Source organism: Kitasatospora sp. P5_F3 (assembly GCF_054049135.1).
Window position 1 is genome coordinate 37,501 of record NZ_JBFUMY010000032.1, and the last position, 22,980, is coordinate 60,480.

General features: G+C 72.9%; 22 protein-coding genes. 12 read left to right on the forward strand and 10 right to left on the reverse strand.

The window, feature by feature from the left end:
• Window positions 1-74 precede the first annotated feature (74 nt).
• The 7 genes from ACXJMZ_RS20305 (at window position 75) to ACXJMZ_RS20335 (ending at window position 9,027) form a co-directional block, all read left to right on the forward strand.
• Window positions 75-1,061: an ABC transporter substrate-binding protein gene (locus tag ACXJMZ_RS20305; RefSeq protein ID WP_457031474.1), complete on the forward strand. Its 987-nt coding sequence runs from the start codon at window positions 75-77 to the stop codon at window positions 1,059-1,061.
• Between the two features lie 63 nt (window positions 1,062-1,124).
• Window positions 1,125-2,321 (forward strand): ATP-grasp domain-containing protein, encoded by a 1,197-nt coding sequence (locus tag ACXJMZ_RS20310; protein WP_457031475.1) that lies wholly within the window; start codon window positions 1,125-1,127, stop codon window positions 2,319-2,321.
• A complete protein-coding gene (locus ACXJMZ_RS20315) occupies window positions 2,318-4,024 on the forward strand; it encodes an IucA/IucC family protein (RefSeq protein ID WP_457031476.1) in 1,707 nt (568 codons plus the stop codon). Before ACXJMZ_RS20310 ends, ACXJMZ_RS20315 begins: the two co-directional genes overlap by 4 nt.
• Window positions 4,024-5,217, forward strand: a complete 1,194-nt coding sequence (locus tag ACXJMZ_RS20320) for an MFS transporter (RefSeq protein WP_457031477.1) — start codon at window positions 4,024-4,026, stop codon at window positions 5,215-5,217. The genes ACXJMZ_RS20315 and ACXJMZ_RS20320 overlap by 1 nt, the downstream gene beginning before the upstream one ends.
• Window positions 5,217-6,929, forward strand: a complete 1,713-nt coding sequence (locus ACXJMZ_RS20325; RefSeq protein WP_457031478.1) for an IucA/IucC family protein — start codon at window positions 5,217-5,219, stop codon at window positions 6,927-6,929. Before ACXJMZ_RS20320 ends, ACXJMZ_RS20325 begins: the two co-directional genes overlap by 1 nt.
• A complete protein-coding gene (locus ACXJMZ_RS20330; protein ID WP_457031479.1) occupies window positions 6,929-8,101 on the forward strand; it encodes a type III PLP-dependent enzyme in 1,173 nt (390 codons plus the stop codon). Before ACXJMZ_RS20325 ends, ACXJMZ_RS20330 begins: the two co-directional genes overlap by 1 nt.
• A 131-nt stretch (window positions 8,102-8,232) precedes the next feature.
• Window positions 8,233-9,027: an inositol monophosphatase family protein gene (locus ACXJMZ_RS20335; RefSeq protein ID WP_457031588.1), complete on the forward strand. Its 795-nt coding sequence runs from the start codon at window positions 8,233-8,235 to the stop codon at window positions 9,025-9,027.
• A gap of 22 nt (window positions 9,028-9,049) precedes the next feature.
• On the opposite strand, the gene ACXJMZ_RS20340 is transcribed toward ACXJMZ_RS20335, so the two are convergent.
• The 5 genes from ACXJMZ_RS20340 to ACXJMZ_RS20360 form a co-directional block, all read right to left on the reverse strand.
• Window positions 9,050-10,246 (reverse strand): cytochrome P450, encoded by a 1,197-nt coding sequence (locus ACXJMZ_RS20340; RefSeq protein WP_457031480.1) that lies wholly within the window; start codon window positions 10,244-10,246, stop codon window positions 9,050-9,052.
• 31 nt (window positions 10,247-10,277) lie between these two features.
• A complete protein-coding gene (locus ACXJMZ_RS20345; RefSeq protein WP_057239575.1) occupies window positions 10,278-11,009 on the reverse strand; it encodes a tRNA-dependent cyclodipeptide synthase in 732 nt (243 codons plus the stop codon).
• Window positions 11,010-11,402: 393 nt separating this feature from the next.
• Window positions 11,403-11,861 (reverse strand): peptidylprolyl isomerase, encoded by a 459-nt coding sequence (locus ACXJMZ_RS20350; RefSeq protein WP_457031481.1) that lies wholly within the window; start codon window positions 11,859-11,861, stop codon window positions 11,403-11,405.
• 50 nt (window positions 11,862-11,911) lie between these two features.
• Complete coding sequence (locus tag ACXJMZ_RS20355; protein ID WP_457031482.1) at window positions 11,912-13,378, reverse strand: pyridoxal phosphate-dependent decarboxylase family protein; 1,467 nt, start codon at window positions 13,376-13,378, stop codon at window positions 11,912-11,914.
• Window positions 13,375-14,718 carry a diaminobutyrate--2-oxoglutarate transaminase family protein gene (locus ACXJMZ_RS20360; protein WP_457031483.1) on the reverse strand — a complete coding sequence of 448 codons (1,344 nt, stop codon included), beginning with the start codon at window positions 14,716-14,718 and terminating at the stop codon, window positions 13,375-13,377. The genes ACXJMZ_RS20355 and ACXJMZ_RS20360 overlap by 4 nt, the downstream gene beginning before the upstream one ends.
• 150 nt (window positions 14,719-14,868) lie before the next feature.
• On the opposite strand from ACXJMZ_RS20360, the gene ACXJMZ_RS20365 reads away from it, so the two are divergent.
• Together ACXJMZ_RS20365 and ACXJMZ_RS20370 are read left to right on the forward strand one after the other, a co-directional pair.
• Window positions 14,869-15,438 (forward strand): dihydrofolate reductase family protein, encoded by a 570-nt coding sequence (locus ACXJMZ_RS20365; RefSeq protein ID WP_457031484.1) that lies wholly within the window; start codon window positions 14,869-14,871, stop codon window positions 15,436-15,438.
• Between the two features lie 9 nt (window positions 15,439-15,447).
• Window positions 15,448-16,047: a class I SAM-dependent methyltransferase gene (locus ACXJMZ_RS20370; protein WP_457031485.1), complete on the forward strand. Its 600-nt coding sequence runs from the start codon at window positions 15,448-15,450 to the stop codon at window positions 16,045-16,047.
• A gap of 6 nt (window positions 16,048-16,053) precedes the next feature.
• Here ACXJMZ_RS20370 and ACXJMZ_RS20375 read toward each other — a convergent pair whose 3' ends face one another.
• Both ACXJMZ_RS20375 and ACXJMZ_RS20380 read right to left on the reverse strand, forming a co-directional pair.
• Window positions 16,054-16,746, reverse strand: coding sequence for a response regulator (locus ACXJMZ_RS20375; RefSeq protein WP_457031486.1), 693 nt, complete (start codon window positions 16,744-16,746; stop codon window positions 16,054-16,056).
• On the reverse strand, window positions 16,743-18,377 hold the full coding sequence (locus ACXJMZ_RS20380) for a sensor histidine kinase (RefSeq protein WP_457031487.1): 1,635 nt from the start codon (window positions 18,375-18,377) through the stop codon (window positions 16,743-16,745). The genes ACXJMZ_RS20375 and ACXJMZ_RS20380 overlap by 4 nt, the downstream gene beginning before the upstream one ends.
• Window positions 18,378-18,529: 152 nt before the next feature.
• Here ACXJMZ_RS20380 and ACXJMZ_RS20385 point away from each other — a divergent pair, with 152 nt between their 5' ends.
• The 3 genes from ACXJMZ_RS20385 to ACXJMZ_RS20395 all read left to right on the forward strand — a co-directional run bounded on the left by ACXJMZ_RS20385 (window position 18,530) and on the right by ACXJMZ_RS20395 (window position 20,863).
• On the forward strand, window positions 18,530-19,885 hold the full coding sequence (locus ACXJMZ_RS20385; RefSeq protein WP_057239554.1) for a cation:dicarboxylate symporter family transporter: 1,356 nt from the start codon (window positions 18,530-18,532) through the stop codon (window positions 19,883-19,885).
• A 163-nt stretch (window positions 19,886-20,048) separates the two neighbouring features.
• Window positions 20,049-20,516 (forward strand): hypothetical protein, encoded by a 468-nt coding sequence (locus ACXJMZ_RS20390; RefSeq protein WP_457031488.1) that lies wholly within the window; start codon window positions 20,049-20,051, stop codon window positions 20,514-20,516.
• The gene (locus ACXJMZ_RS20395) at window positions 20,513-20,863 is read left to right on the forward strand and encodes a hypothetical protein (protein WP_457031489.1); all 351 of its coding nucleotides are present in this window, start codon (window positions 20,513-20,515) and stop codon (window positions 20,861-20,863) included. Before ACXJMZ_RS20390 ends, ACXJMZ_RS20395 begins: the two co-directional genes overlap by 4 nt.
• A 51-nt stretch (window positions 20,864-20,914) precedes the next feature.
• On the opposite strand, the gene ACXJMZ_RS20400 is transcribed toward ACXJMZ_RS20395, so the two are convergent.
• From ACXJMZ_RS20400 to ACXJMZ_RS20410, 3 genes are all read right to left on the reverse strand, one after another.
• Window positions 20,915-21,871, reverse strand: coding sequence for a hypothetical protein (locus tag ACXJMZ_RS20400; RefSeq protein ID WP_457031490.1), 957 nt, complete (start codon window positions 21,869-21,871; stop codon window positions 20,915-20,917).
• Window positions 21,872-21,938: 67 nt separating this feature from the next.
• Window positions 21,939-22,571 carry a GTP-binding protein gene (locus tag ACXJMZ_RS20405; RefSeq protein WP_457031491.1) on the reverse strand — a complete coding sequence of 211 codons (633 nt, stop codon included), beginning with the start codon at window positions 22,569-22,571 and terminating at the stop codon, window positions 21,939-21,941.
• Window positions 22,552-22,980, reverse strand: coding sequence for a DUF742 domain-containing protein (locus tag ACXJMZ_RS20410; RefSeq protein WP_457031492.1), 429 nt, complete (start codon window positions 22,978-22,980; stop codon window positions 22,552-22,554). The genes ACXJMZ_RS20405 and ACXJMZ_RS20410 overlap by 20 nt, the downstream gene beginning before the upstream one ends.

Here is a 22,980-nt window from a genome sequence, read left to right on the forward strand (position 1 = left end):
TCTTCCGGCCGGGCTTCCGTCCCGCCGCCGGCCGCCCCAACCTGCCTGCACACACCCACAGCAAGGACCTGACCATGTCTCAGCCCACCACCCACCTGCGCAGACTGCCCGCCGTCCTGCTGGCCGCCGCGCTGACCGTCTCGCTCGCCGCCTGCGGCAGCAGCGGCAGCTCGAACGAGGCCGCGAAGTCCTCGGACGCCGGCTTCCCGCGCAGCGTCAAGCACGCGATGGGCACCGCGGAGATCAAGGCCAAGCCCAAGAAGGTCGTGGTGCTGGACAGCGGCGAGCTGGACGACGTCACCCTGCTGGGCATCACTCCGGTCGGCGCGGTGGCCCCGCACCTGAAGACCGAGGGCGGCTTCCCGGCGTACCTCAAGGGCAAGGTCGACGGCACCAAGGACGTCGGCCCGAGCGCCGAGCCCAACCTGGAGCTGATCGCCTCGCTCAAGCCCGACCTGATCCTCACCTCGAAGGTCCGGCACGAGAAGGTCTACGACAAGCTCAACGCCATTGCGCCGACCGTGATGACGGAGACCACGGGCTTCCCGTGGAAGGCGAACCTGGCCGTCCACGCCCAGGCGCTGGGCATGGAGGCCGAGGCCGCCAAGGCGCTGAAGGCGTACGAGGAGAAGGCCGTCAAGCTCGGCAAGTCCATCACCGAGAAGAACGGCGGCAAGGTGCCGACCGCCTCGGTGGTCCGCTTCGTGGCCGGTCCGACCCGCCTGTACGCCAAGGACTCGTTCAGCGGCGTGGTGCTGCAGGACACCGGGCTGGCCCGCCCGACCCCGCAGGACGTCAACAAGGCGATGCTGGAGGTCGGCCCCGAGCTGATCAACCAGGCCGACGCCGACCTGGTGTTCGTCACCGTCGCCACCGACCCGACCAAGACCAAGCAGGCCGAGGTCCAGGCCACCCCGGTCTGGCAGGGCCTGACCGCGGTCAAGAACAACAAGGTCTTCAACGTGCCGGACGAGACCTGGATGTCCGGGATCGGCGTGCAGGCGGCCGAGCAGATGCTCGGCGACATCGCCAAGGCCGCCGGCGTCGACGCGCCCAAGTAGTCCCCGGGGCCGGGGGCGTCGACGCCCCCGGTCCTCCTGAACCACACCGGAGGACAGCTCGCCATGCGGATGTACCTGCTCGCACTCAACCCCACCGACTCCGTCACCGACGGCTTCCTGCCGGCCGCCGCGCGGCTCGGCCTGTCGGTGACCGTGCTCACCGACTCCCCCGAGGCGCACCGGAAGGCCTACGCCGACCGGGAGTTCGTGCCCGAGGTGGTGGAGTGCGCGGTGCACGACCACCGCGAGGTGATCGGCCTGATCTCGCAACTCCAGGCCCCGGACGCGGTGTTCAGCAACAGCGACCATCTGCAGACCCAGACCGCGCTGGCCGCCGAGTACTTCGGGCTGCCCGGCAAGGACTGGAAGGCGACGCTGCGGGCCAAGAACAAGGCCCAGTTCCGCCGCCACCTGGCCGCCGCCGGGCTGGACGCGGTCTGGTCCGGCGAGCTGGCCCCGGAGCAGGACCCGGGCGAGCTGGACCCGCCGTTCCCCTGTGTGGTCAAACCGCGCGAGGGCGTGGCCAGCGAGGATGTCGCGCTGGTCGCCGACGCCGCCGAACTGGCCGGGCGGGTGGCCGCGATCCGCGAACGCCGGGCCGGTACGGCGCTGGTGGTCGAGGAGTTCCTGGCCGGTGAGCTGCACACCTTGGAGACGCTCGGCGACGGCACCGTCCGGCACGTGCTCGGCGGCTTCCGGACCCGGCTCTCGCCGCCGCCGAACTTCATCGAGGAGGTGCTGGAGTTCGTCCCCGCGCACCCGCAGGCGGTGACCGAGCAGGTGCTCGCCCAACTCGACGCCGTCGGCGTCGGACTCGGCGCCTGCCACACCGAGTTCGTGGTGCAGGAGGACGGCCGGGCCCGGATCATCGAGATCAACTACCGGGCCATCGGCGACCAGTGCGACCTGATGCTGGCCCAGCTGCTGGAGATCCCGTTCTTCGAGCACGTGCTGCGCGCCCACCTCGGCGTGCCGCTGCCCGCCGACCTCGGCGCCCGTACCGACGGCCGGGCCCGCAACGAGGCGGTCTGCGCCGACCGGGCCGGGGTGCTCACCTCCGCTCCGGAGGCTTTCGACCAGGACCGGGACGGCGTCAGGCTCAGCTACCGCCCGTTCCGTCCGGTCGGCGAGCGGCACGACCACTACGGCACCAACCGCGACTACCTGGGCGTGATCTGGGCGGTCGGCACCGACCAGACGGCGGTGGACGGCGCGGTCGCCGGGTTCATCGCGGCCAACCGCTGGGAGATCTCCGCATGAGCGTCGACTCCCGCGCCGGCAACGGCTCCCGCGCCGGCCAGGCCGAGCAGCTGACCCTGCGGGTGCTCGGCGCGCTGCTCCGCGAGGACGTGCTCGGCCTGCGTACCCAGAGCACTCTCGAGGACCGGGCGGACGGCCGCTGGCTGGTGGCCGGGACACTCGCGCTGCCGGTCGCGACCGACGGCTTCCAGAGCGAACTGACCGCCAGGCTCCCGCTGCTGACGGTGGAGGGAAAGCAGCTGACCGGGCTCCCCGAGATCCTGGCCCACCTCGCCGAGCTGGCCGATCCACAGGACCGGGACGGCTACCCGGCCTTCGCCGAGGAGTGCCGGCAGACCCTGGCCACCATGGAGCTGCACGCGGACATCCAGAGCCAGGTGCACGACCTGCTCGCGCTCCGGCACGGCGAGCACCCCGCCAACTGGACCGGCCTGGCGGGCTCGCTCGGCTTCGACACCTTGGCCGCCTTCCTGGACCACCCGGTGTACCCGACCGCGCGCGGCCGGTCCGGCCTGAGCCAGGACGAACTGCGCAGCTACGCACCGGAGTTCCACCCGAGCTTCGAACTGAACTGGCTGGCCGTACCGGCCGGGGCACTGGCCGTGGACACCGTCGGGCCGCGCCCCGACTGGTGGCCGAGCCTGGCACAGCTGGGGCTGAGCGAGCTGACCGACAGTCATGTCGCCGTCCCGGTCCACCCGTTGAGCGCCCGCGAGGCGCTGGCCGCCGTACCGGGCGCGGTGCTCGCCGAGCGCGGCCACCTGGAGGTGGTGCCGACCCTGTCGATGCGCACCGTCGCTCTGGCCGAGCACCCCGAGTGGCACCTCAAGCTGCCGCTGACGACCGCCACCCTCGGCCTGCGCAACCGGCGCACCATCAAGCCCGGCACCCTGGAGGACGGCGCTGCAGGACAGCGGCTGTTCGAGGCCGTACTGGCCCGCGAACCCCGCCTGGCGGAGCGGATCCTGCACGCCGACGAGCAGGGCTACGCGCACACCGGCCACGAGCTGCTGGCGGTGCTGGTCCGGCGCTACCCGGCCGGCCTGGAACACGCCCTGACGGTGCCGCTGGCCGCGCTGCTCGCCCCGGCGCCCGGCGGGCTGGTGGTCGACCTGCTGGCCGACCGGTTCTACGACGGCTCGGTGACCGCCTTCTACCGGGAGCTGCTGGCGCTGCTGCTGGACTGGCAGACCACCCTGTTCGGCTACGGCATCGCCCTGGAGTCGCACCAGCAGAACACCTCGCTGGTGCTCGACCGGGTGGACGGCGCGACCCGGCTGCGGCTGCTCTACAAGGACAACGACGGCCCCCGGGTGAACACCGACCGGCTCGGTGAACTCGGGTCCTTCGTCGGCGAGTTCGACGACGCCCGGGTCTTCTCGCAGAGCGACCTGGCACTCACCGACCTGTTCACCACGATCACCGGCCACCTGTGCACCGCCTCGCTCGCCTTCGGTCTGGCCGCGCACGGCCGGGCCCCGCTGGCCGAGCTGCTCGGCCTGCTGCGCGCCGAGCTCGAGCGCTCGATCGGGCGGCTCGGCCCGGCCGGCGATTCGCTGCGGGCCGCCCTGCTGGACGCCGAACGGCTGCCGGTGAAGGCGATGGTCACCGCCGGATCGCTGCTCAGCAAGGAGCGCTCCGGCGCAGCCGACATCAACAAGCACTACACCAGCGGACCGAACTACCTTCGCCTGGAGGTCTGATGAGCACCGCAGCAGCTGAGCGCACGATGACCGTCCCGGCACCGGAGGGGCTGGACCGCCGCCAGGTGCACGCGATCGCCGCCTGCTACTTCGTCGCCTCCTTCGCGGCGCTCGGCCTGCCGCCGTTCCTGACCCAGATCCTGCCGGGTCTCGGCGACCAGGACGGCAGCTGGGCCGGGGTGCTCTACATCGTGCCGACCGTCTTCAGCGGCCTCGGTGCCCCGCTCTGGGGCCGGCTGGCCGACCGGTTCGGTCGAAAGCGGCTGCTGCTCCGGGCCCAACTCGGGCTCACCGTCTCGTTCCTGCTCGCCGGCTGGGCCGACAGCCTGCCCGCCTTCACCGTCGCGCTGGTGCTGCAGGGCTTCCTCGGCGGCACCTTCGCCGCCACCAACGGCTACCTGGCCGCCGCACTGGAGGGCCCCCGGCTGTCCAAGGCGCTGACCCTGATGCAGGGCAGCGCCCGGGCCTCGCTGGTGGCCGCGCCGATCCTGGTGGGCGCCCTCTCGCCCTGGATATCCCCGCACCGGCAGTATCTGCTGATGGCCGTTCTGCCGCTGCTCGCCGCCGGACTGCTCGCCCTGCTGCCCGAGCCGTCCAGGCCGGTCCGGCCGAGCGCGGCGGGCCGCCCGCCCGCCGCCGTCGTCGTGCCCGGTTCGCTCAAGCTGCTCTACACGGTGGAGTTCGCCTTCGTCTTCTCCACCATCATCTCCTTCCCGTACCTGGTCGCGTTGGTGGAGCAGAAGCTGCCCGGCGTCTCCGGCACGGTCACCGGCCTGCTCTTCGCGCTGCCGCACCTGTGCTATCTGGCCGCCGCCGGACGGGTGCACACCCGTTTCCTGGAGCGGCCGCGCACCGGCCTGGCGATCGGCTTCGGCTTCGTCGCGCTCGGCCTGGCCGCACACGGCCCGGCCGGCTCCCTGCTCACCTTCACCCTCGCCCGGCTGCTGCTGGGCGTCGGCCTGACCCTCGGTCTGGTCTGCCTCTCGGTGCTCGCCGCCGAGGCATGCCGCGGGCGGGCCCCGGGCCGGATGTTCGGCTCACTCGAATTCGTCTCCAAGGGCGGCGCGGTCGCCGCCGGGGTGGTCGCCGCGCTGGTCAACAGCGCTTTCGGTCCGACCGCCCCGGTGCTGACCGGCACCGTGGCCGCACTGGTCGCCGCCGCCCTCGTCCTCCTCTCCCGCAGGAGCAACTGATGCCCTCTTCGCTCGACACCGCCCAGCGGTCGAACCTCGCGCCCACCACCCTCCCGACGGCCGATCAGGCCGTCGCCCACACCCTGCTGAACTGCCTCCTCCGTGAGGTCTCCGGCCCCGAGCACCAGACCGCGATCGTGGACGGCCGGCTGCATCTTCGGCTGCCCCGCCGGGGCGTTGCTCTCCGGATCGAGCTCCGCCGGACCTCGCTGACCGGCGCGCACCGCTTCATCGGGCCGGTCTTCGAGGAGGGCCCCGACGGCGCCCGCGAGCTGGGCTGGCGGGAGCTGGCCGAGCACGTGCAGGCCGAGCTGACGCTGCGCACCGGCGTGCGCAACGAGGAGTTCCTCACCCAGCTGGCTTCCAGCCGCGCCGGGGTGGCCCACGGACTGGACCGTCGGCCCGCCCCCGGCCCGGACCGTTACCTGGAGTCCGAACAGGCCCTGCTGTTCGGCCACCGGTTCCACCCGGCCCCCAAGTCCCGTTACGCCGAGCGCGGTTCCTGGGACGACTACGCCCCCGAAGCCCGGGCCGTGTTCCGGCTGCGCCATCTCGCGGTGCGCTCCGAGTACGTCGCCCAGGACACCGCCGACCCGGGCGCGCTGGCTCTGCTCGACTCGCTGGGCGAGGTACCGGAGGGCTACACCCTGCTGCCCGCCCACCCCTGGCAGTACGAACTTCTCTGCGACCACCCCGGGTTGACCGCTGCCATGGAGCGCGGCGACGTGATCGACCTGGGCGAGCACGGCGAGGACTTCGCCGCCACCGCCTCGGTGCGCACCCTGTACGGCGCGGGCGCCTTCCTGAAGTTCAGCCTGAACGTGCGGATCACCAACTGCCTGCGCAAGAACGCCGCCTACGAGCTGACCGGTGCGGTCACCCTGACCAGGCTGCTGGCCAAGCCGTTCGCCAAGCTGGCCGAGCAGTACCCGGACGCCGGGATGCTACGCGAGCCCGCCTTCCGCACGCTGGCCCTGCCCGGCCCGGACGGCTCGGTGGACAACTCGCTGTTCGAAGGCTTCGGCCTGATCGTCCGGGAGGGCCTGGCGGACAAGCTGCGGCCCGGCGTCACCGCGCTGCTGGCAGCCGCAGTGGCCGACGAGTATCCGACCAGCTCGGCCCAACTGGCCGAACTGCTGGGCGACTCGGGCCCGGCCGGGGCACTCGACTGGTGGGGCGCCTACCTGCGCCTGGTGGTGCCGCCGGTGCTGGCCGCGTACTTCGAGCACGGTGTGGTGCTGGAGCCGCACCTGCAGAACGTGGTGCTCGGCGTGGACGGCCTGGGCCGTCCGGCCCAGGTGCTGTTCCGCGACCTGGAGGGCACCAAGTTGCTGCTGGAGCGGAACGCCGAGCTGCTGGCCGCCCTGCCGCCCGAGGTGGCCGGGCCGATGGCCTACGACGCCCAGCGCGGCTGGGACCGGGTGGTGTACTGCCTGGTGGTCAACCACCTGTCCGAGCTGGTCTCCGCACTGGCCGACCAGCACCCGACCCTCGAAGCCGCCTTCTGGGGTGAACTGCGCACCGTACTCGGCGAGTTCGGCGACGCCCACGGCTGCCCACCCCGGCTGGCCGCACTGCTCGCAGGGGTGCCGCTGCCCGCCAAGGCCAACCTGCTCACCCGTTGGGAGCGCAAGGCCGACCGGGAGGCGGGGTACGTCCCGCTGCCCTCGCCGCTCGGCGAATCCGTGCTGGCCCTGAGCTGGAGTGCCTGATGTCCCTCGACACCCTGATCGCCGGCCTGACGCCCGACCAGTTCCCGGTCTACGTCTACGACCTGGCCGCGCTGCGCGAGCACGCCGCCGCCGTCCGGGCCGCGCTGCCCGAGCGGGTCGAGCTGTACTACGCCGCCAAGGCCAACCCCGAGCCGGCCGTGCTGGCCGCGCTCGGCTCCGCCGTGGACGGCTACGAGGTCTCCTCCGGCGGCGAGTTGGCCCATGTCCGGGCCGCGGTGCCGGACCATCCGCTGGCCTTCGGCGGCCCGGGCAAGACCCCGGCCGAGATCGAGTCCGCACTGCGGCTCGGGGTGCGGCGCTGGCACGTGGAGAGCGAGCACGAGCTGCGGATGCTGGCCGCGCTCGCCGACGGCCCTGTTGAGGTGCTGCTGCGGGCCAACCTGCCGGTGGCGGACGGTTCGCTCGACTCGGTGAAGCTGGCGATGGGCGGCCGGCCGACCTCCTTCGGCCTCGACCCGGCGCTGGTCGACCGCTGTGTGCGGCTGCTGGCGGAGCCCGGCTTCGAGCGGCTGCGGCTGGTCGGCGTGCACGCCCACCTGGCCAGCGGCCTGGCAGCGGAGACTCAACTCGCGGTCGCCGAGCAGGTGGTGGAGTGGTCGATGGCGCTGGCCGAGCGGCACGGGATCACCCTCGATGAGGTCAACGTCGGCGGTGGGATGGCCGTGGACTACGCCGACCCGGCCGCCCGCTTCGACTGGACGGCCTTCGGCACCGGGCTGGCGAAGCTGCTGGACCGGCACCCCGGACTGACCCTGCGGATCGAGCCGGGCCGGGCACTGACCTCGTACTGCGGCTACTACGCGACCGAGGTGCTGGACGTGAAGCAGAGCCACGGCGAGGACTTCGCGATCGTCCGGGGCGGCACCCACCACCTGCGCACCCCGGCCACCCGGGGCCACGACCAGCCGTTCAGCGTGCTCCCGGTGGCCGACTGGCCGCACCCGTGGGAGCGGCCCGCCGTGACCACCGGCCGGGTGACCGTGGCCGGGCAGCTCTGCACGCCCAAGGACGTGCTGGCGGCGGGCATCCCGGTGGCGGAGCTGCGGGCCGGCGACCGGGTGGTGTTCGCGATGGCCGGGGCGTACGCCTGGAACATCTCGCACCACGAGTTCCTGATGCACCCTCGGCCGGGATTCCACTTCCTCGGCTGACCGGGTGGGCCGCCCTTCTCCGGCCCMCCCGGTTCCGGGCCGTCCGACCTGCCTCGTCGGTGGGGCGCCGCAGGTCGGGGCCGGGGGGACGTGCGAGAGTGGTACCCAGCGAAGGGAGCGCGCACGTGCTGATGGAAAAGGTGGCCGAGATCCTCGCCGAGACATCGGCCGAGGTGGTCGAGCCGCGCTTCCGGGCACTGGCCGCGGGCGAGGTGATCGAGAAGGCGCCCGGGGAGATCGTGACGATCGCCGACCGGGAGGCCGAGGTGATCATCACCCGCCGGCTGCGCGAGCTGCTGCCCGTCCCGGTGGTCGGCGAGGAGGCGGTGGCCGCCGATCCGGCGCTGGCCGAGGCGCTCCGCTCCGAACCCGCCGTCTGGCTGGTGGACCCGGTGGACGGGACCTCCAACTTCGTCGCGGGCCGCCCTGACTTCGCCGTGATGGCCTCGCTGGTCCGCGCCGGGCAGACCGTCGCCGCCTGGATCTGGCAACCCGTCAGCGGGACGGCGTACGCCGCCGAGCTGGGCGCCGGCGCCTGGCGGGACGGGCACCGGCTGACCCGCCCCGCCGTCACCGACGCGCCCGAGAAGTGGCGCGGCTCGGTGAAGAGCCGCTTCCTCGACCCGGCCGAGCACCACCGGATGCAGACCGCCGTCCGGGTCTTCGGCAAGACCGGTGACGGCCTGCGCTCGGCCGGCATGGAGTACCCGCAGATCGCCGACGGGGGGACCGAGTTCATCCTGTACTGGCGGACCCTGCCGTGGGATCACTCCCCCGGCTCGCTGCTGGTCACCGAGGCGGGCGGGGTCTCCGCCCGCCTGGACGGCAGCAGCTACCGGCCGGAACCACCCGGCGGTACGGACGGACTGCTCGTGGCCGCCGATCCGGCGGTCTGGGAGCAGGTCAGATCGGTCCTGTTCGGCTGAGGCCCTCCGGCGGGCTGGGTGCTCACCAGACCACCGGCAGCCGCTCCGGCAGCCGCTTGATGAAGCCGGGCCGCCAGGCCAGCTGCTCGGCCGGGATGGCCAGCCGCAGCCCGGGCAGCCGCTCCACCAGGACCTGCAGCGCGATCTCGGCGTGGGTGCGGCCGAGCGCGGAGGCCGGGCAGAAGTGCCGCCCGGCGCCGAAGGCCAGGTGCGGGTTCTCCGCCCGGTCGAAGTCGATCCGCTCCGGGTCCGGGAAGACCGCCGGGTCGTAGTTGGCGCCCTCGATCAGCACCAGCACCAGCTCGCCCTGACGGACCAGCACCTCGCCGACCTGGACGTCCGCCAGCGCGATCCGGGGCAGCGCGTCCCCGATCGACAGGTTGTAGCGGAGCAGCTCGTCCACCGCCCGGCCGATCAGCGCGGGCTCCTGGCGCAGCCGCTCGGCCAGCTCGGGCCGCTGCGCCAGCGCGATGATCGCGTGCAGCAGGAAGGACGAGGTGGAGACCGCCCCGGCGCCGAACAGCGAGAGCGCGACGGTGGCCAGCAGCTCGTCGTCCTCCAGGTCGGCACGCTCCCGGCGCAGTGCGGCGAACCGGCCGAGCAGCCCGTCCTTGGGCTCCGGGTCGGCGTTCAGCTTGCCGAGCATGTAGCCCAGGTCCTTGTACCAGTTGGGGGTGGACCCCTCGAAGGTGGCCGGGCTGGTGATGAAGGCGACGTCGATCCCGCCCATCAGCCGTCGCCAGTCGTCGGTCGGGATGCCCAGCAGCCGGCAGTGCAGTGCGGCCGAGTACGGCTCGGTGAAGCCGTCCCGCAGTTCGGCCGGCTGGCCCTGCTGCTCCAGCTCGTCCAGCAGCCGGTGCGCCTCGGCCTCCAGCCAGCCGGCCAACTCCTTGTCGGCGCGCGGCGAGAGGGTCTTCATCACGGCGTCCCGCAGCCCGGCGCTGTTGATGTTGCCCATGTTGTTGACCACCTCGGGCGGGATGGTCAGCGCGTACTGGCGCGGCACGCCCGGGTTGGCGGTGTCCTTGAGGCTGAACCGCTCGTCCTCCAGCACCTGCTTGGCCAGCTGGTAGCTGCTCACCAGCCAGGCCGGGTCACCGGTCAGCGTGGTGACCTTGGCGACCGGCTGCTGCTCGCGCAGCAGGGTGGCCTCCTCGGGCAGCACGTCGCCGCGCCGGGACAGGGGGAAGGTGAACTCGCGCTGTGCACTCGTGGTCATCGGGGTTGCTCCTCTTGAGGGTCGGTCAGGGTCAGGCGGCGGTGGCGACCTGCGGCACCTGCGGTACGGCCCTCGGCCGGACCACCGCGTAGCCCTGCCCCGGCACCGCCCGCAGGCCCTGGTCGCGGCCGAACAGGACCGGGGTGAGCGGCAGTTCGACGTGGTAGCAGGAGACCGAGGACGGCACGTCCAGCAGGCTCGGGGTGTCCAGGAAGAACGGCAGCTCAGCGGCTATGTAGGCCACCCCGGCGGCCAGTTGGTCCGCCGATGGCGCCTCGCCCTCCGGCAGCCTGGCGGCCAGGAAGCCGGCCGCCATCCCCTCGGTGGCCAGCCGGAAGTCCTCGTCCTCCGCCAGCGCACCGGCCACCTCGCCGGACAGCCGCCGGTACGCCGCGGTGTCCGCGAACTCGGACAGCGCGTGCACCCCGACCCGGGATCGGCCGGCCAGTTCGACCCCGCGCTCGATCCGCCGCCGGGTGGTCTTGGTCTCCTTGGCCGCCCGGCGACGGGCCTGGTCGGCCGGATAGCCGAACGCGGCGAACTGGGTGTCCACGTGCAGGTCGGCGTGGACCACATCCACCGAGTCGAAGAACTGGCGCCCCCAGCGGACGAGTTGGGCGATCCGAAGATGGCTGAAGTAGCTGTTGCCCGGGCTGACCCCGATCAGCAGATGGTCGCCGCGCTGCCAGACCCGGTGGCAGCGGTCGGAGAACGGCAGCGCCTGGAAGGTACTGAAAGTGGTGCTCAGGAGTGTTTCGGTCATGCCGCAGCTCCGCGTCGCAGGACTGAGTACAGGGAAGTGGTGTCGATACCAAGGGAGTTCGTGCCAGAGAGGCGAGAGGAGAGGCCACGCCGGATGACGGCGGGTTCACTGCTCCCTCGCGCCGCGAGTCCCGAGGAGCCGTGTGCTCCTGGTGTGGCGGCGGCTACTAGAAGTTACCGCCGCACTCCGACTGATCCGCAACCATGACCGGGTGGTTGGCGAGAACCCGCCCCAGTGCGGCCGAAAACAACCGGACAGCACTGAGACGGTATGTCCACGGAGGCTTGCCGAAAAGGCCCCGGAAATACCCACGGGGCGACCTGCGGTCGCGCTTTCCTACGAATTCTGACAGCCGGAGCGGGAATCCGGCTGTCAGATCCGCCAACTGCTTTCTCAGTCCGCGAACTTGGCGCTGGTGATCTTGTCACCGGCCCTGAGCTGCTGCGCCACGTCCAGGCCCTGGGTGACCCGGCCGAAGACGGCGTAGTTCATGTCGAGAAAAGCCGCCGGGCCGAGCGTGATGTAGAACTGGCTGGAAGCGCTGTTCGGGTTCTGGCTGCGGGCCATCGAGAGTGCGCCCGCTTCGCCGTGCTTGAGTCCGGGCGTGACCTCCAGCTTGATGGTCCGCTCCCGCTTGGTCGCCGGGTCGATGAAGCCGCCGGTGCCGTTGCCCAGCGGGTCACCGCCCTGGATCACGAAACCCGGCTCGTAGCGGTGGAACTTCAGCCCGTCGTAGAAGCCCCGCTCGACCAGGTCGGCGAAGTTCCCGGCCGTGATCGGAGCCTTGTCCTCGTACAGCTCGACCGTGATCGTGCCCTTGGTGGTCTCGATCACCACGGTTCGGTTTGCCACTGTTGACCGCCTGTCCTGACTGTAGGGTTGTCCTGATTTTTCACCCTACGTCACCCTTCTTCGCCGCCCCGGTCTCTGACGCGCTGTCCGGCCACCTGCACCGCGGCCAGCAGTGCTCCGGTGTCCGCCAGGGTGGCGTGCGGGTTGAGCAGGGTGAGCTTGAGCCGGACCCGGCCGGGGCCCTCGCCCGGCAGTTCGGTCCGGCCGACCACGGCCCGGCCGGACCGGAGCAGCTCGCGGCGCAGCTCGGCGTTCAGCCGGTCCAGCTCGGCCGGTCCATGGTCGGCCGGGTGGTAGCGGAACACCACCGTGCTGAGCACCGGCGCGCAGTGCAGCTCCAGCTCCCCGGCCGCCTCGACCGCCCCGGCGGTGGCCAGCGCCAGGTCGTGGCAGGCGTCGACCAGTGCACCCAGGCCCTTGCGGCCCAGCGTCCGCAGGGTGACCAGCAGTTTGAACGCGTCGGCCCGGCGGGTGGTGCGCAGCGAGCGGCCGAGCAGGCTCGGGTAGCCGGCCTGCTCGTCGTCGGCCGGATTGAGGTACGCCGCCCGCCGGGCCAGCGACCCGTACGACTCGGCCCGGCGGACCAGGAAGACCCCGGCGGCGGCCGGCTGCCAGCCGAACTTGTGCCAGTCCAGCGAGACCGAGTCGGCCCGGGCGATGCCGTCCAGCAGCGGGGCCAGCCGGTCGCTCAGCAGCGCCCCGCCGCCGTACGCGGCGTCCACGTGCAGCCAGGCGCCGTACTCGGCGGCCAGCTCGGCGGCCCGGTGCAGCGGGTCGACGGCGCCGGTGTCGGTGGTGCCCGCCGTGGCCACCACCGCGATCGGCCGCTGCCCGGCGTGGACGGCGGCGCGCAGCTGCTCGGCCAGCGCGTCCTGCTCCATCCGCAGCTCGCGGTCGACCCGGACGGTGCGGACCGCCCGTTCGCCCAGGCCGAGCAGGGCGGCGGCGCGCTGGACCGAGAAATGCGCCGCCTCGGAGGCCAGGATCACCGGGCGGACGCCCGGTGGCAGCCCGTGCAACTCGACCTCGCCGCCGAGCACCTGATCCCGCGCCAGCAGCAGGCCCATCAGGTTGGACTCGGTGCCGCCCGTGGTCAGCACTCCGGCGGCGAGTGCCGGGTCGAAGCCGACCAGATCGGCCAGCTCGGCGATCAGTGCGGTCTCCATCCCGGTGGCCGCCGGGGCCTGGTCCCAGGAGTCGAGCGAGGGGTTGAGGGCGCTGACCGCGAGGTCGGCGGCGACCGCGACGGCGAGCGGCGGGCAGTGCAGGTGCGCCGCGCAGGCCGGGTCGGCGGGGTCGGCGGCGCCGAAGGCGAGGAACTCGGTGAGCCGGAGCAGGGCGTCCTGGTCGTGCTGGACGGCCAGCGCCAGCCGGGTCTGACCAGCGATCAGCTCGGGGCCGCCGGGCGGCAGCGGGCCGCCCCGGTGCGCGGCGCCGACCTCCAGGGCGGTCAGCACCAGCTCGAGCAGCGGGCGCAGCGTCGCCGGGCGGGCCAGCTCTCCCGGGCTGCCCGTCACCGGGACGCGGCCTCGATCGCCTCGGCGAGCCGCTCCAGCACCGCCTCGACCTGTTCGTCGGTGACGGTGAGCGGCGGCAGCAGCCGGAGCACCGCGTCGTGGCGGCCGCCGAGTTCGACGATCAGGCCGCGCTGCAGGCAGGCCGCCCGGACCCGGCGGGCCAGCTCGGGGTCGGCCGGGTGGGCGCCGCAGCGGTCCGGTTCGCCGCTCGGGTCGACCAGCTCGACACCGATCATCAGACCCCGGCCCCGGACGTCGCCGATCACCGGCAGCCGTCCCTTGAGTGCGTCCAGACGGCCCGTCAGCCGGGCCCCGAGCAGGTCGGCCCTGGCTACCAGACCGTGTTCGGCGACGTACCGCAGGGTGGCCGCGCCCGCCGCCATCGCCAGCGTGTTGCCGCGGAAGGTGCCGGTGTGCGCGCCGGGCAGCCAGCCGTCGTACTCCTCCCGGTAGACCACCACCGCGAGCGGCAGGCTGCCGCCGATCGCCTTGGACAGCACCATCGCGTCCGGCATGATCCCGCTGTGCTCGACCGCCCACATCGCGCCGGTCCGGCCGACGCCGGTCTGCACCTCGTCCACGATCAGCGGGATGCCGCGCTCGGCGGTGATCCGGCGCATCTCGCGCAGCCAGCCGTCCGGCGCGGGCACCACCCCGCCCTCGCCCTGGACCACCTCCAGGATCATCGCGGCCGGCGGCAGCACGCCCCCTGACGGGTCGTCGAGCAGCCGCTCCACGTACGTCGCGGACAGCTCGGCCCCGCGCGCGCCCTCGCCGAACGGGCAGCGGTAGGCGTACGGGTAGGGCAGCCGGGTCACCTCTCCCCCGCTGGGCAGCGGCGACTTGACCTCTACGGCGCCGGTGACGGCCAACGCCCCGGCGGTCATGCCGTGGTACGCGCCGGTGAACGCGAGCGCGCCCCGGCGGCCGGTGGCGGTCTGCATCAGCTTGAGCGCCGCCTCGACCGCGTCGGTGCCGGCCGGTCCGCAGAAGTGCACCCGGGAGCGGTCGCCGAAGCCGGGCGGCAGGCTCTCGAACAGCGCGGTGGTGAAGTCGTCCTTCTCGGCGGTGGCCAGGTCGAGCAGGTGCAGCGGTGCGCCGCTGTCCAGGGTGCGGCGGATCGCGGTGAGCACCGTCGGGTGGTTGTGGCCGAGCGCCAGCGTCCCGGCGCCGGACAGACAGTCCAGATAGCGGCGGCCGTCCGCGCCCTCCACCGTCATCCCGTGGGCCCGGACCGGCACGATCGGGAAGGAACGGGCGTAGGTGCGGGCAGCCGACTCGCGGACGCGCTGACGGCGCAGGATCGCGTCGCCGGCCGAGGGGGCGGCGGTGAGGGCCAAGGCAGACTCCCTTGAGTTAGGTAAGCCTAACTTTACTCACTCGGAGCCTTCGGTTCCGCACGGGGCCCGCTTTCCACTCGTCCGAGTGAACCCGACACTCCATCAACGAGTGAGGCCGACAGGGGAAACGGGGCATGCCATGGTGAACGGATGCGGAAGATCATCCTGTTCGTGGGCATCTCCCTGGACGGCTACATCGAGCGCCCGGACCGCGACATCAGCTGGCACCGGGTGGACGACGAGCTGCACCAGCACATGAACGACGAACTGCGCACCAAGGGCGGGTTCCTGAGCGGGCGGGTCACCTGGCAGCTGATGGCCGACTACTGGCCGACCGCCGACGCCGACCCCTCGGTGACCGGGCCGACGGCGGACTTCGCGGGCATCTGGCGGGAGATGCCCAAGACCGTCTACTCCCGGACCCTCACCCACGCCGGCTGGAACACCGAGATCGCCCGCGAGGTCGACCCGGCCGAGGTGCGGGCGCTCGCCGCCCGACCCGGCGGCGATCTGGTGCTCAGCGGCGCCGAGTTGGCCACCGCCTTCGCGCAGCACGGCCTGATCGACGAGTACCGGATCTACGTCCACCCGGTACTGATCGGGCGGGGCAAGCCGCTCTTCCCGCCCGCCGACCGCACGGTGGACCTGCAACTGATCGAGAGCCGGACCTTCGGCAACGGGGTCGCCCTACTCCACTACCGGAAGGTCCCTGCGTCATAGGCTGCGGGCATGTCGTACGAAGCCGAACTGGCCGCCACCCGTGAGTTCTTCGCCGCCCGCGCCGACACCTGGGACTCCAAGTACCCGGACGACAGCCCGCGCTACGCCGCCGCGATCGCCGAACTCGGCCTGGCCTCAGGTGCGTTCGTACTCGACGCGGGCTGCGGGACCGGCCGTGCGCTGCCACTGCTCCGCGACGCCGTCGGCCCGGCCGGGACCGTACTCGGCATCGACGTGACCCCCGAGATGGTGGCCCGGGCCCAGGCGCACTCCGACGTGGCCGCCGTCGCACTGGCCGACTGCGCCCACCTCCCGCTGCCCGACGGCACGGCCGACCTGGTCTTCGCGGCCGGCCTGGTCAACCACCTCCCCGACCCCGCCCTGGGCCTGCGCGAACTGGCCCGGATCAGCCGCCCCGGCGGCACCCTGGCCCTCTTCCACCCGATCGGCCGCGCCGTCCTGGCCGCCCGCCACGGCCGCGAGCTCACCCCCGACGACCTCCGGGCCGAGCCCAACCTCCGCCCGCTACTGGCCGCCAACGGCTGGCACCTGGTGAGCTACACCGACACCGACGACCGCTTCCTCGCGGTGGCGGAGCGCCGGCCGTAGGCAGCGTCAGCCCGAGCGCCAGCGGTAGTTGAGTTCCGGGCGGCCGACCTGGCCGTACTGGGGTTCGCGGTCGGCGAGGCCGGTGGTGACCAGGTGTTCGAGGTAGCGGCGGGCGGTGATCCGGGAGACGCCGGTGGCTGTGGCGGCTGCGGTGGCGGACACGCCGTCAGGGGCGGTGCGCAGCACGGTGGCCAGGGTGTCGAGGGTGGCAGCGCTGAGGCCCTTGGGGAGGGCGGTGCGGTCGGGGGTGCGGAGGGCGGCGAAGGCCTGGTCGACCTCGTCCTGGCCGGTGGCGTCGCCGGTCCGGCCGAGGGTGGAGCGGTAGCGGGCGTAGCGGTCCAGGCGGTCGTGCAGGGCGGCCGCGCCGAAGGGCTTCAGCAGGTACTGGACCACCCCGGCCGAGACGGCCTGCCGGACGGTGGCCAGCTCACGGGCCGAGGTGACGGCGATGATGTCGGCGGAGTGCCCGGCGGCGCGCAGCGTGCGGAGCAGCTGGAGGCCGTGGCCGTCGGGCAGGTGGAGGTCGAGCAGCAGCAGGTCCACGGGGGTTCCGGCGGTACGGGAGCGGTCCAGCAGGCGCAGCACCTCGGTGCAGGTGTGTGCGGTGCCCGCGGCGGCGAAACCAGGGGTGCGCTGGACGTAGAGGGTGTGGGCGGCGGCGGCCACCGGGTCGTCCTCCACGACGAGGACCGAGATCATCGGACCGCCTCCCGCTGGAGCGGTAGCGCGTCCCGCTGGAGCGGCAGCCGGACGGTGAGCACCGCGCCGTCCGAGCGGCCGACCTGCACCGTGCCGCCGTTGCGCCGGGCGGTCTGCTGGACCAGGGCGAGGCCCAGCCCCCGGCCGCCCTCGGCCGCCTTGGTGGTCCAGCCCCGGCCGAACACCTCGGCGGCGGCGTCCGGTTCGATGCCGGCCCCGGAGTCGGCGACCCGGAGCAGCAGTTCGGAGCCGTCCACCCGGGCGGTGACGGTGACCTCGGGGGCGCGGGCGGCGGCGTTCTCGATCGCGGCGTCCACCGCGTTGTCCACCAGGTTGCCGAGCACGGTGACCAGGTCGCGCGGGGTGAGGCCGGGCGGCAGTACGCCGTCGTCGATCCGGCTGTCCTCGGTCAGGGTCAACTCGACGCCGCGTTCGGCGGCTTGGGCGGTCTTGCCGAGCAGCAGGGCGGCCAGCACCGGTTCGCCGACCGCCGCCACCACCCGGTCGGTGAGCTGCTGGGCGAGCTCGAGTTCGGCGGTGGCGAAGTCCACCGCCTCGCGGTGGCGGCCGAGTTCGATCAGCGAGACCACGGTGTGCAGCCGGTTGGCGGCCTCGTGCGCCTGCGCGCCGAGCGCCTCGGCGAAGCCCCGTACCGAGTCCAACTCGCCGACCAGCCCCTGGAGTTCGGTGTGATCCCGGAGGGTCACCACGGTGCCGAGGCCGGGCCCGACCGCCGAGGTGTTCAGCACCACCACCCGCTCCGCGGTCAGGTGCAGCTCGTCCCGGACCGGCTCGGCCGAGCCGAGCGCCCGGACCAGCGAGGGCGGCAGGCCGAGCGACCGGACCGGCACACCGTCCAACTCACCCGACAGGCCCAGCAGTTCGCGGGCAGCATCGTTGCAGAGCACCACACGACCGACGCCGTCCAGCAGCACCAGACCCTCCCGGACGGAGTGCAGGGTGGCCTGGTGGTAGTCGTACAGATGGCTCAGCTGGGCAGCGCCCATGCCGTGGGTGTGCCGTCGCAACCGGACGTTGGCCAGGTAGGTGGCCGCCCCGCCGAGCAGCAGTGCGCCGAGTGCGACTCCGCCCAGCGCGATCAGCGGGCCCCGCAGTTGGGTGCTGATCGACTGCACCGTGATGCCCGCGCTGACCATCCCGACCACCTGGCTGCCGTCCAGCACCGGGGCCACCACCCGGACCGAGGGGCCGAGCGTGCCGGTGTACGTCTCGGTGAACACCCGTCCCGCCAGCGCCTGTTCGGTGTGCCCCAGGAACGGGCGGCCGATCTGGGCGGGGTCGCGGTGGGCCCAGCGGATGCCGTCCGGGGCCATCACGGTGACGAAGTCGACCCCGGTGTCCTGGCGGACCCGCTCGGCGTACGGCTGGAGCACGGCGGACGGGTCGGGGCCGAGCGCGGCGTCCCGGACGTCGGGTGCGGCGGCCACCGATCGGGCCACCGCGGTGACCTGGCGGCGGGCGGCATCCTCGGCCCGGCCGGTGGTGAACAGGTAGGCGAGCACCGCACCCCCGGCCACCACGGCGGCCACGATGACCACCTGGAGCACGAAGAGCTGGCCCGCCAGGCTGCGTGCGCGGCGGCGCGGCTGGGGGTCGGGGTGCGCGTCCATGCCAGCCAGTGTGCCCTGCCACCGCGCGGGCCGAGCGGCTCGGGTGGCGTGAACTCTATGAACTCAAACGTGACCCTGGTCACTTCGGCGCCCATAGTCGGACCGACCCGTCCACCCCGGGCCGCAGCACCCGCAGGCGAAGGAGCCGCACCATGACGACCACAGCAGCCCAGAGACGGGACCGGACGCACTACCTCTATCTCGCGGTGATCGTCGCGGTGCTGGCCGGCATCGCGGTCGGCCTGGTCGCCCCCGGCGTGGCGGTGGACCTGAAGCCGATCGGCACCGGCTTCGTGAACCTGATCAAGATGATGATCAGCCCGGTGATCTTCTGCACCATCGTGCTCGGCATCGGCTCCGTCACCAAGGCGGCCAAGGTCGGCCGGGTCGGCGGGCTCGCGCTCGGCTACTTCCTGCTGATGTCCACCGTCGCACTCGGCATCGGCCTGCTGGTCGGCAACCTGCTCGAGCCCGGCTCCGGCCTGCACCTCACCCAGGCCCTCGCCAAGTCCGGCCACGCCCAGGCCACCGCCGGGCACGCCCAGGACACCACGGACTTCCTGCTCGGGATCATCCCGACCACCGTCTTCTCCGCCCTCACCGAGGGCAAGGTGCTGCAGACCCTGCTGGTCGCCCTGCTCGCGGGCTTCGCGCTGCAGGCGATGGGCCCGGCCGGGAAGCCGGTGCTGCGCGGCATCGAGCACCTCCAGCGGCTGGTCTTCCGGGTGATGTCGATGATCATGTGGCTGGCGCCGGTCGGGGCCTTCGGCGCGATCGCCGCCGTGGTCGGTGCCACCGGCACCGCCGCGCTCAAGAGCCTCGCCGTGATCATGATCGGCTTCTACGTCACCTGCGCGCTCTTCGTCCTGCTGGTGCTCGGTGGACTGCTCCGGCTGGCTGCGGGGGTCAACATCTTCGCCCTGCTCCGCTACCTCGGCCGCGAGTTCCTCCTGATCCTCTCCACCTCCTCCTCCGAGAGCGCCCTCCCCCGCCTGATCGCCAAGATGGAGCACCTCGGCGTCAGCCGCCCCGTCGTCGGCATCACCGTCCCCACCGGCTACAGCTTCAACCTCGACGGCACCGCGATCTACCTCACGATGGCCTCGATCTTCATCTCCGAGGCCCTCGACAAGCCGATGGCGCTCGGCCAGCAGCTCGGCCTCCTCATCTTCATGATCATCGCCAGCAAGGGCGCAGCAGGCGTCACCGGCGCCGGCCTCGCCACCCTCGCCGGCGGCCTCCAGTCCCACCGCCCCGAACTCGTCGACGGCGTCGGCCTCATCGTCGGCATCGACCGCTTCATGTCCGAGGCCCGCGCCCTCACCAACTTCGCGGGCAACGCGGTCGCCACCGTGCTGATCGGCCACTGGACCAAGGAGCTCGACCGCGACCGGATGGACCAGGTCCTGACCGGCCGCCTCCCCTTCGACGAGACCACCCTGGTGGACAGTCACACCTCCACGGTCCCGGCCCAGCCGGACGCCCCCACCCTGGAGAAGACCCACTGACACCCCCTCAAGCCGCAGGCCCCCGCTCGGAGACCCCCCGGTCGAGCGGGGGCCTGCTCCGTCTCCGCCGCCCCGCCGGTCCTCACCCGCGACCACCTCGCATCAGGTCAGGCTCGAAGCAGGTCCTCCGACATATCTGAAGTAGTTCAGATAGGCTGTTTCCATGGCTGTCCAGACCTTTCCTTACAGTGCCTTCCTGCGCGGCCCCTCCCAGGTGCTGCCCTCCCTCGACGACGCGGACGTGATACTCGAGCGCCGCGACGAGGAGAACCTCGTCCTGATGCGGGCCGAGCGCTTCGAAGCGACAGCGTCGGGCCTACGGTTCGCGGCACGCTCCCTGGCGATCCTGGCGCGCCGTGCGCCGGACCTGGCCGAGGAACTTCTCGCCGAGGAACTGCCCTGGCTGCACTGGCTTCCGGAGAACGAGCGCGGCGCCTGCGTGCGGGAGCTGCTCGCCGACCTGGTCGCCGGGGCGGATACCGGCCTCCTGCTGCCCTTCGCCCGCAACCTCGCGTCGTGGCGCGCCACGGCCGAGGTGTGGTCGGACCCTCAGCTGGCCCGTGAACTCCAGGGGCCGTTCCCGGGCGAGGGCCCCGAGCTCGCACGCCCGGCAGCGGGGGACGCTGCGTGACAGGGCGCGGGGAGGAGCTGCCCCGGCCACAGCCGTGGTGTGTTCGAGCCGCTGACCGCCAGGCCTACGCGGGCTGGCAGCTGCTGCTGAAGCAGGTACCGGAGAACCTGGACCGTGCCTGGGTCGCCATCACCGGTGAGCCGCGACAGGTCGATCAGCGGCAGCATCCGCTGAAGGGAACGCTCGGGATCGTAAAGGTCGCCGGAGCACTGTTGGAGCAGTGGCAGTACGAGGTGACCGGCGGCGGCCGCATCTGGTACGCCATCGACGACGAGCAGCGGACGTTGTGGATCACTCGTGCAGGCACCGGCCATCCGAAACAGACCGAGACCCGCGGCCACCGCTGAGGAGCTCGCTCGGCAGCGCCGACAGGCCGCGCCCCCTCGTACGACCTCCCGTCAGGCCCCGTCGTAGACCGCCCCGCTCAGGGACCAGGACAGGCCCGTGGCCGGGTCCTCGAGGGCCAGGTGGACGAAGCGGAGTTCGTCGGCCGGCTCGTGCCAGGTGAAGCAGCGGAGGCGGGACACCAGGGTGTTCACCTCGGACGGGCCGGGTTCGCCGGTCATCGCGGCGAGCAGGCGCCAGACCGCGATCCGGCCCTGGGCGCTGCCCCGGGCCGGGCCGTCCGAGGCGGCCTGGAGCAGGGCGGGGTAGACCGCTCCGAACGGGAGGTAGCCGCCGGTGACCTGACGGCCCGTGGCCAGTTGGGCGGCGGCGGCCGGGCCGGAGCCGCGTACGCAGCGTGCGGTCGCCCAGGGGACGGCGGCGGCCAGCAGTCTGGTCGCCGCCAGCTCGCGGACCACGGTGCCGGGCTCCGGCAGTTCCACCGGACCGAGGCCCTCCCGGCCGGCCGGGAGGGTGAGCAGGGCGCGCCGGGCCCCGCCGGTGCGCAGGTACTCGCGGACCCGGGCGCCCGGCTCCCAGCCCGCCAGCTCCCACGACTCCAGGGCGAGCGGGACGCCGTCCCGGTCCGGTTCGGCACCGTGGTCGAGCTCCTCGCCGAGCAGCACCCGGGTGTGCTGGACCAGCCGCCGGACCCGGGCGGGCCCCAGCAACGGGGCCAGCCGTCGCCAGGAGTGACGGGTCGCCAGCACCTCCCAGAGCGGCCCGGCGTCGTGGTCGGCCACCGTCGCGGCAGCGCCGGGCCCGCCGTCCGGGTCGAACAGCCGGGCGGCCAGCTCCGGCGGCGCCCCGTACGCGATCAGGTGGCCGAGCGGTCCGGTCTCGGCCGCGCCCCGGGCCTCGCCGCGCAGCGCGGCACCGACCGCCCGGGACTCGCGGTAGAGCCCGAGCAGCTCGGGCCAGCGTTCCTCGTCGGCCAGGGTGCGCAGCGTGCGGCACTCGTAGGTGATCACATTTTCAGCGTACGACCCGTGACGCTCCGTCAGCGGAACGCCACGAGCGAGGTCTCGGTCGGCGCGCTCAGCCACCGACCTCGGCGAGCAGCCGGGCCGCGTGCACCCGGCCGGCGTGCTCGACCAGGCTGATCAGCACCTCCTTGCCGGACTCCTTCCGCCGGGCGTCGCAGATCACCACGGGGGTGTCGGTGTCCAGGTCGAGGGCCCTGGACACCTCCTCGGGGCGGAACTCCCGGGTGCCCGCGAAGCGGTTCACCGCGACCACGAACGGGATGCCCCGGTGCTCGAAGAAGTCGACGGCCGGGAAGCAGTCGGTCAGCCGCCGGGTGTCGGCCAGCACCACCGCGCCCAGCGCGCCGGTGGCCAGCTCGTCCCAGAGGAACCAGAACCGGTCCTGCCCCGGGGTACCGAACAGGTAGAGCGAGAGCCCCTCCCGGATGGTGATCCGGCCGAAGTCCATCGCCACCGTGGTGGTGGTCTTCTGCTCCACCCCGCCGAGGTCGTCCACCCCGGCCCCGGCCAGCGAGAGCTGCTCCTCGGTGCGCAGCGGCCGGATCTCGCTGACCGAGCCGACCATGGTGGTCTTGCCGACCCCGAAGCCCCCGGCGACCAGGATCTTCAGGGTCAGCACCTGGCTGTCGTCGGGGTGTTCGGAGCGTTCAGGGCGTCCGGGGCGTTCAGAGCGCGCGGAGTCCATTGATGACCTCACGGAGGATGTGCTCGTCGGGGAGCAGGGCGGGCGGTACGGGGCGGCTGACCCGGATGAACTCGGCGTCCAGCAGGTCACCGAGCAGCACCCGGACCACCCCGAGCGGCAGGTCGGTCTCGGCGGCGATCTCGGCCACCGAGAGCGCGTTGTCCCGGCACAGGTCGAGGATCGCGCCGTGCTCGGGGCCGATCGGCAGGTCCGGGCTGTCCGGGACGTCGCTGACCACCAGGGCGATCAGGTCGAACTCCCGCCCGGTGGGCCTGGTCCGGCCCTTGGTGAGCGTGTACGGGCGGACCATCGGCCCGGCCGCACCGTCGTACCAGCGGGTGTGCTGCTCGGCCGGGGCCGGGAAACCGAACGGGGACTCGGGCAGGTGGCGGCGTTGCGGGTAGGGCAT

Bases quoted from the DNA above. Each gene is read 5' to 3' on its own strand.
- ACXJMZ_RS20335 (WP_457031588.1), top strand. From the start codon at position 8,233: ATGGAAAAGGTGGCCGAGATCCTCGCCGAGACATCGGCCGAGGTGGTC.
- ACXJMZ_RS20310 (WP_457031475.1), top strand. From the start codon at position 1,125: ATGCGGATGTACCTGCTCGCACTCAACCCCACCGACTCCGTCACCGAC.
- ACXJMZ_RS20365 (WP_457031484.1), top strand. From the start codon at position 14,869: ATGCGGAAGATCATCCTGTTCGTGGGCATCTCCCTGGACGGCTACATC.
- ACXJMZ_RS20390 (WP_457031488.1), top strand. From the start codon at position 20,049: ATGGCTGTCCAGACCTTTCCTTACAGTGCCTTCCTGCGCGGCCCCTCC.
- ACXJMZ_RS20410 (WP_457031492.1), bottom strand. From the start codon at position 22,980: ATGCCCTACCCGCAACGCCGCCACCTGCCCGAGTCCCCGTTCGGTTTC.
- ACXJMZ_RS20345 (WP_057239575.1), bottom strand. From the start codon at position 11,009: ATGACCGAAACACTCCTGAGCACCACTTTCAGTACCTTCCAGGCGCTG.
- ACXJMZ_RS20375 (WP_457031486.1), bottom strand. From the start codon at position 16,746: ATGATCTCGGTCCTCGTCGTGGAGGACGACCCGGTGGCCGCCGCCGCC.
- ACXJMZ_RS20370 (WP_457031485.1), top strand. From the start codon at position 15,448: ATGTCGTACGAAGCCGAACTGGCCGCCACCCGTGAGTTCTTCGCCGCC.
- ACXJMZ_RS20385 (WP_057239554.1), top strand. From the start codon at position 18,530: ATGACGACCACAGCAGCCCAGAGACGGGACCGGACGCACTACCTCTAT.
- ACXJMZ_RS20305 (WP_457031474.1), top strand. From the start codon at position 75: ATGTCTCAGCCCACCACCCACCTGCGCAGACTGCCCGCCGTCCTGCTG.
- ACXJMZ_RS20330 (WP_457031479.1), top strand. From the start codon at position 6,929: ATGTCCCTCGACACCCTGATCGCCGGCCTGACGCCCGACCAGTTCCCG.
- ACXJMZ_RS20340 (WP_457031480.1), bottom strand. From the start codon at position 10,246: ATGACCACGAGTGCACAGCGCGAGTTCACCTTCCCCCTGTCCCGGCGC.
- ACXJMZ_RS20405 (WP_457031491.1), bottom strand. From the start codon at position 22,571: ATGGACTCCGCGCGCTCTGAACGCCCCGGACGCCCTGAACGCTCCGAA.
- ACXJMZ_RS20320 (WP_457031477.1), top strand. From the start codon at position 4,024: ATGAGCACCGCAGCAGCTGAGCGCACGATGACCGTCCCGGCACCGGAG.
- ACXJMZ_RS20325 (WP_457031478.1), top strand. From the start codon at position 5,217: ATGCCCTCTTCGCTCGACACCGCCCAGCGGTCGAACCTCGCGCCCACC.
- ACXJMZ_RS20380 (WP_457031487.1), bottom strand. From the start codon at position 18,377: ATGGACGCGCACCCCGACCCCCAGCCGCGCCGCCGCGCACGCAGCCTG.
- ACXJMZ_RS20315 (WP_457031476.1), top strand. From the start codon at position 2,318: ATGAGCGTCGACTCCCGCGCCGGCAACGGCTCCCGCGCCGGCCAGGCC.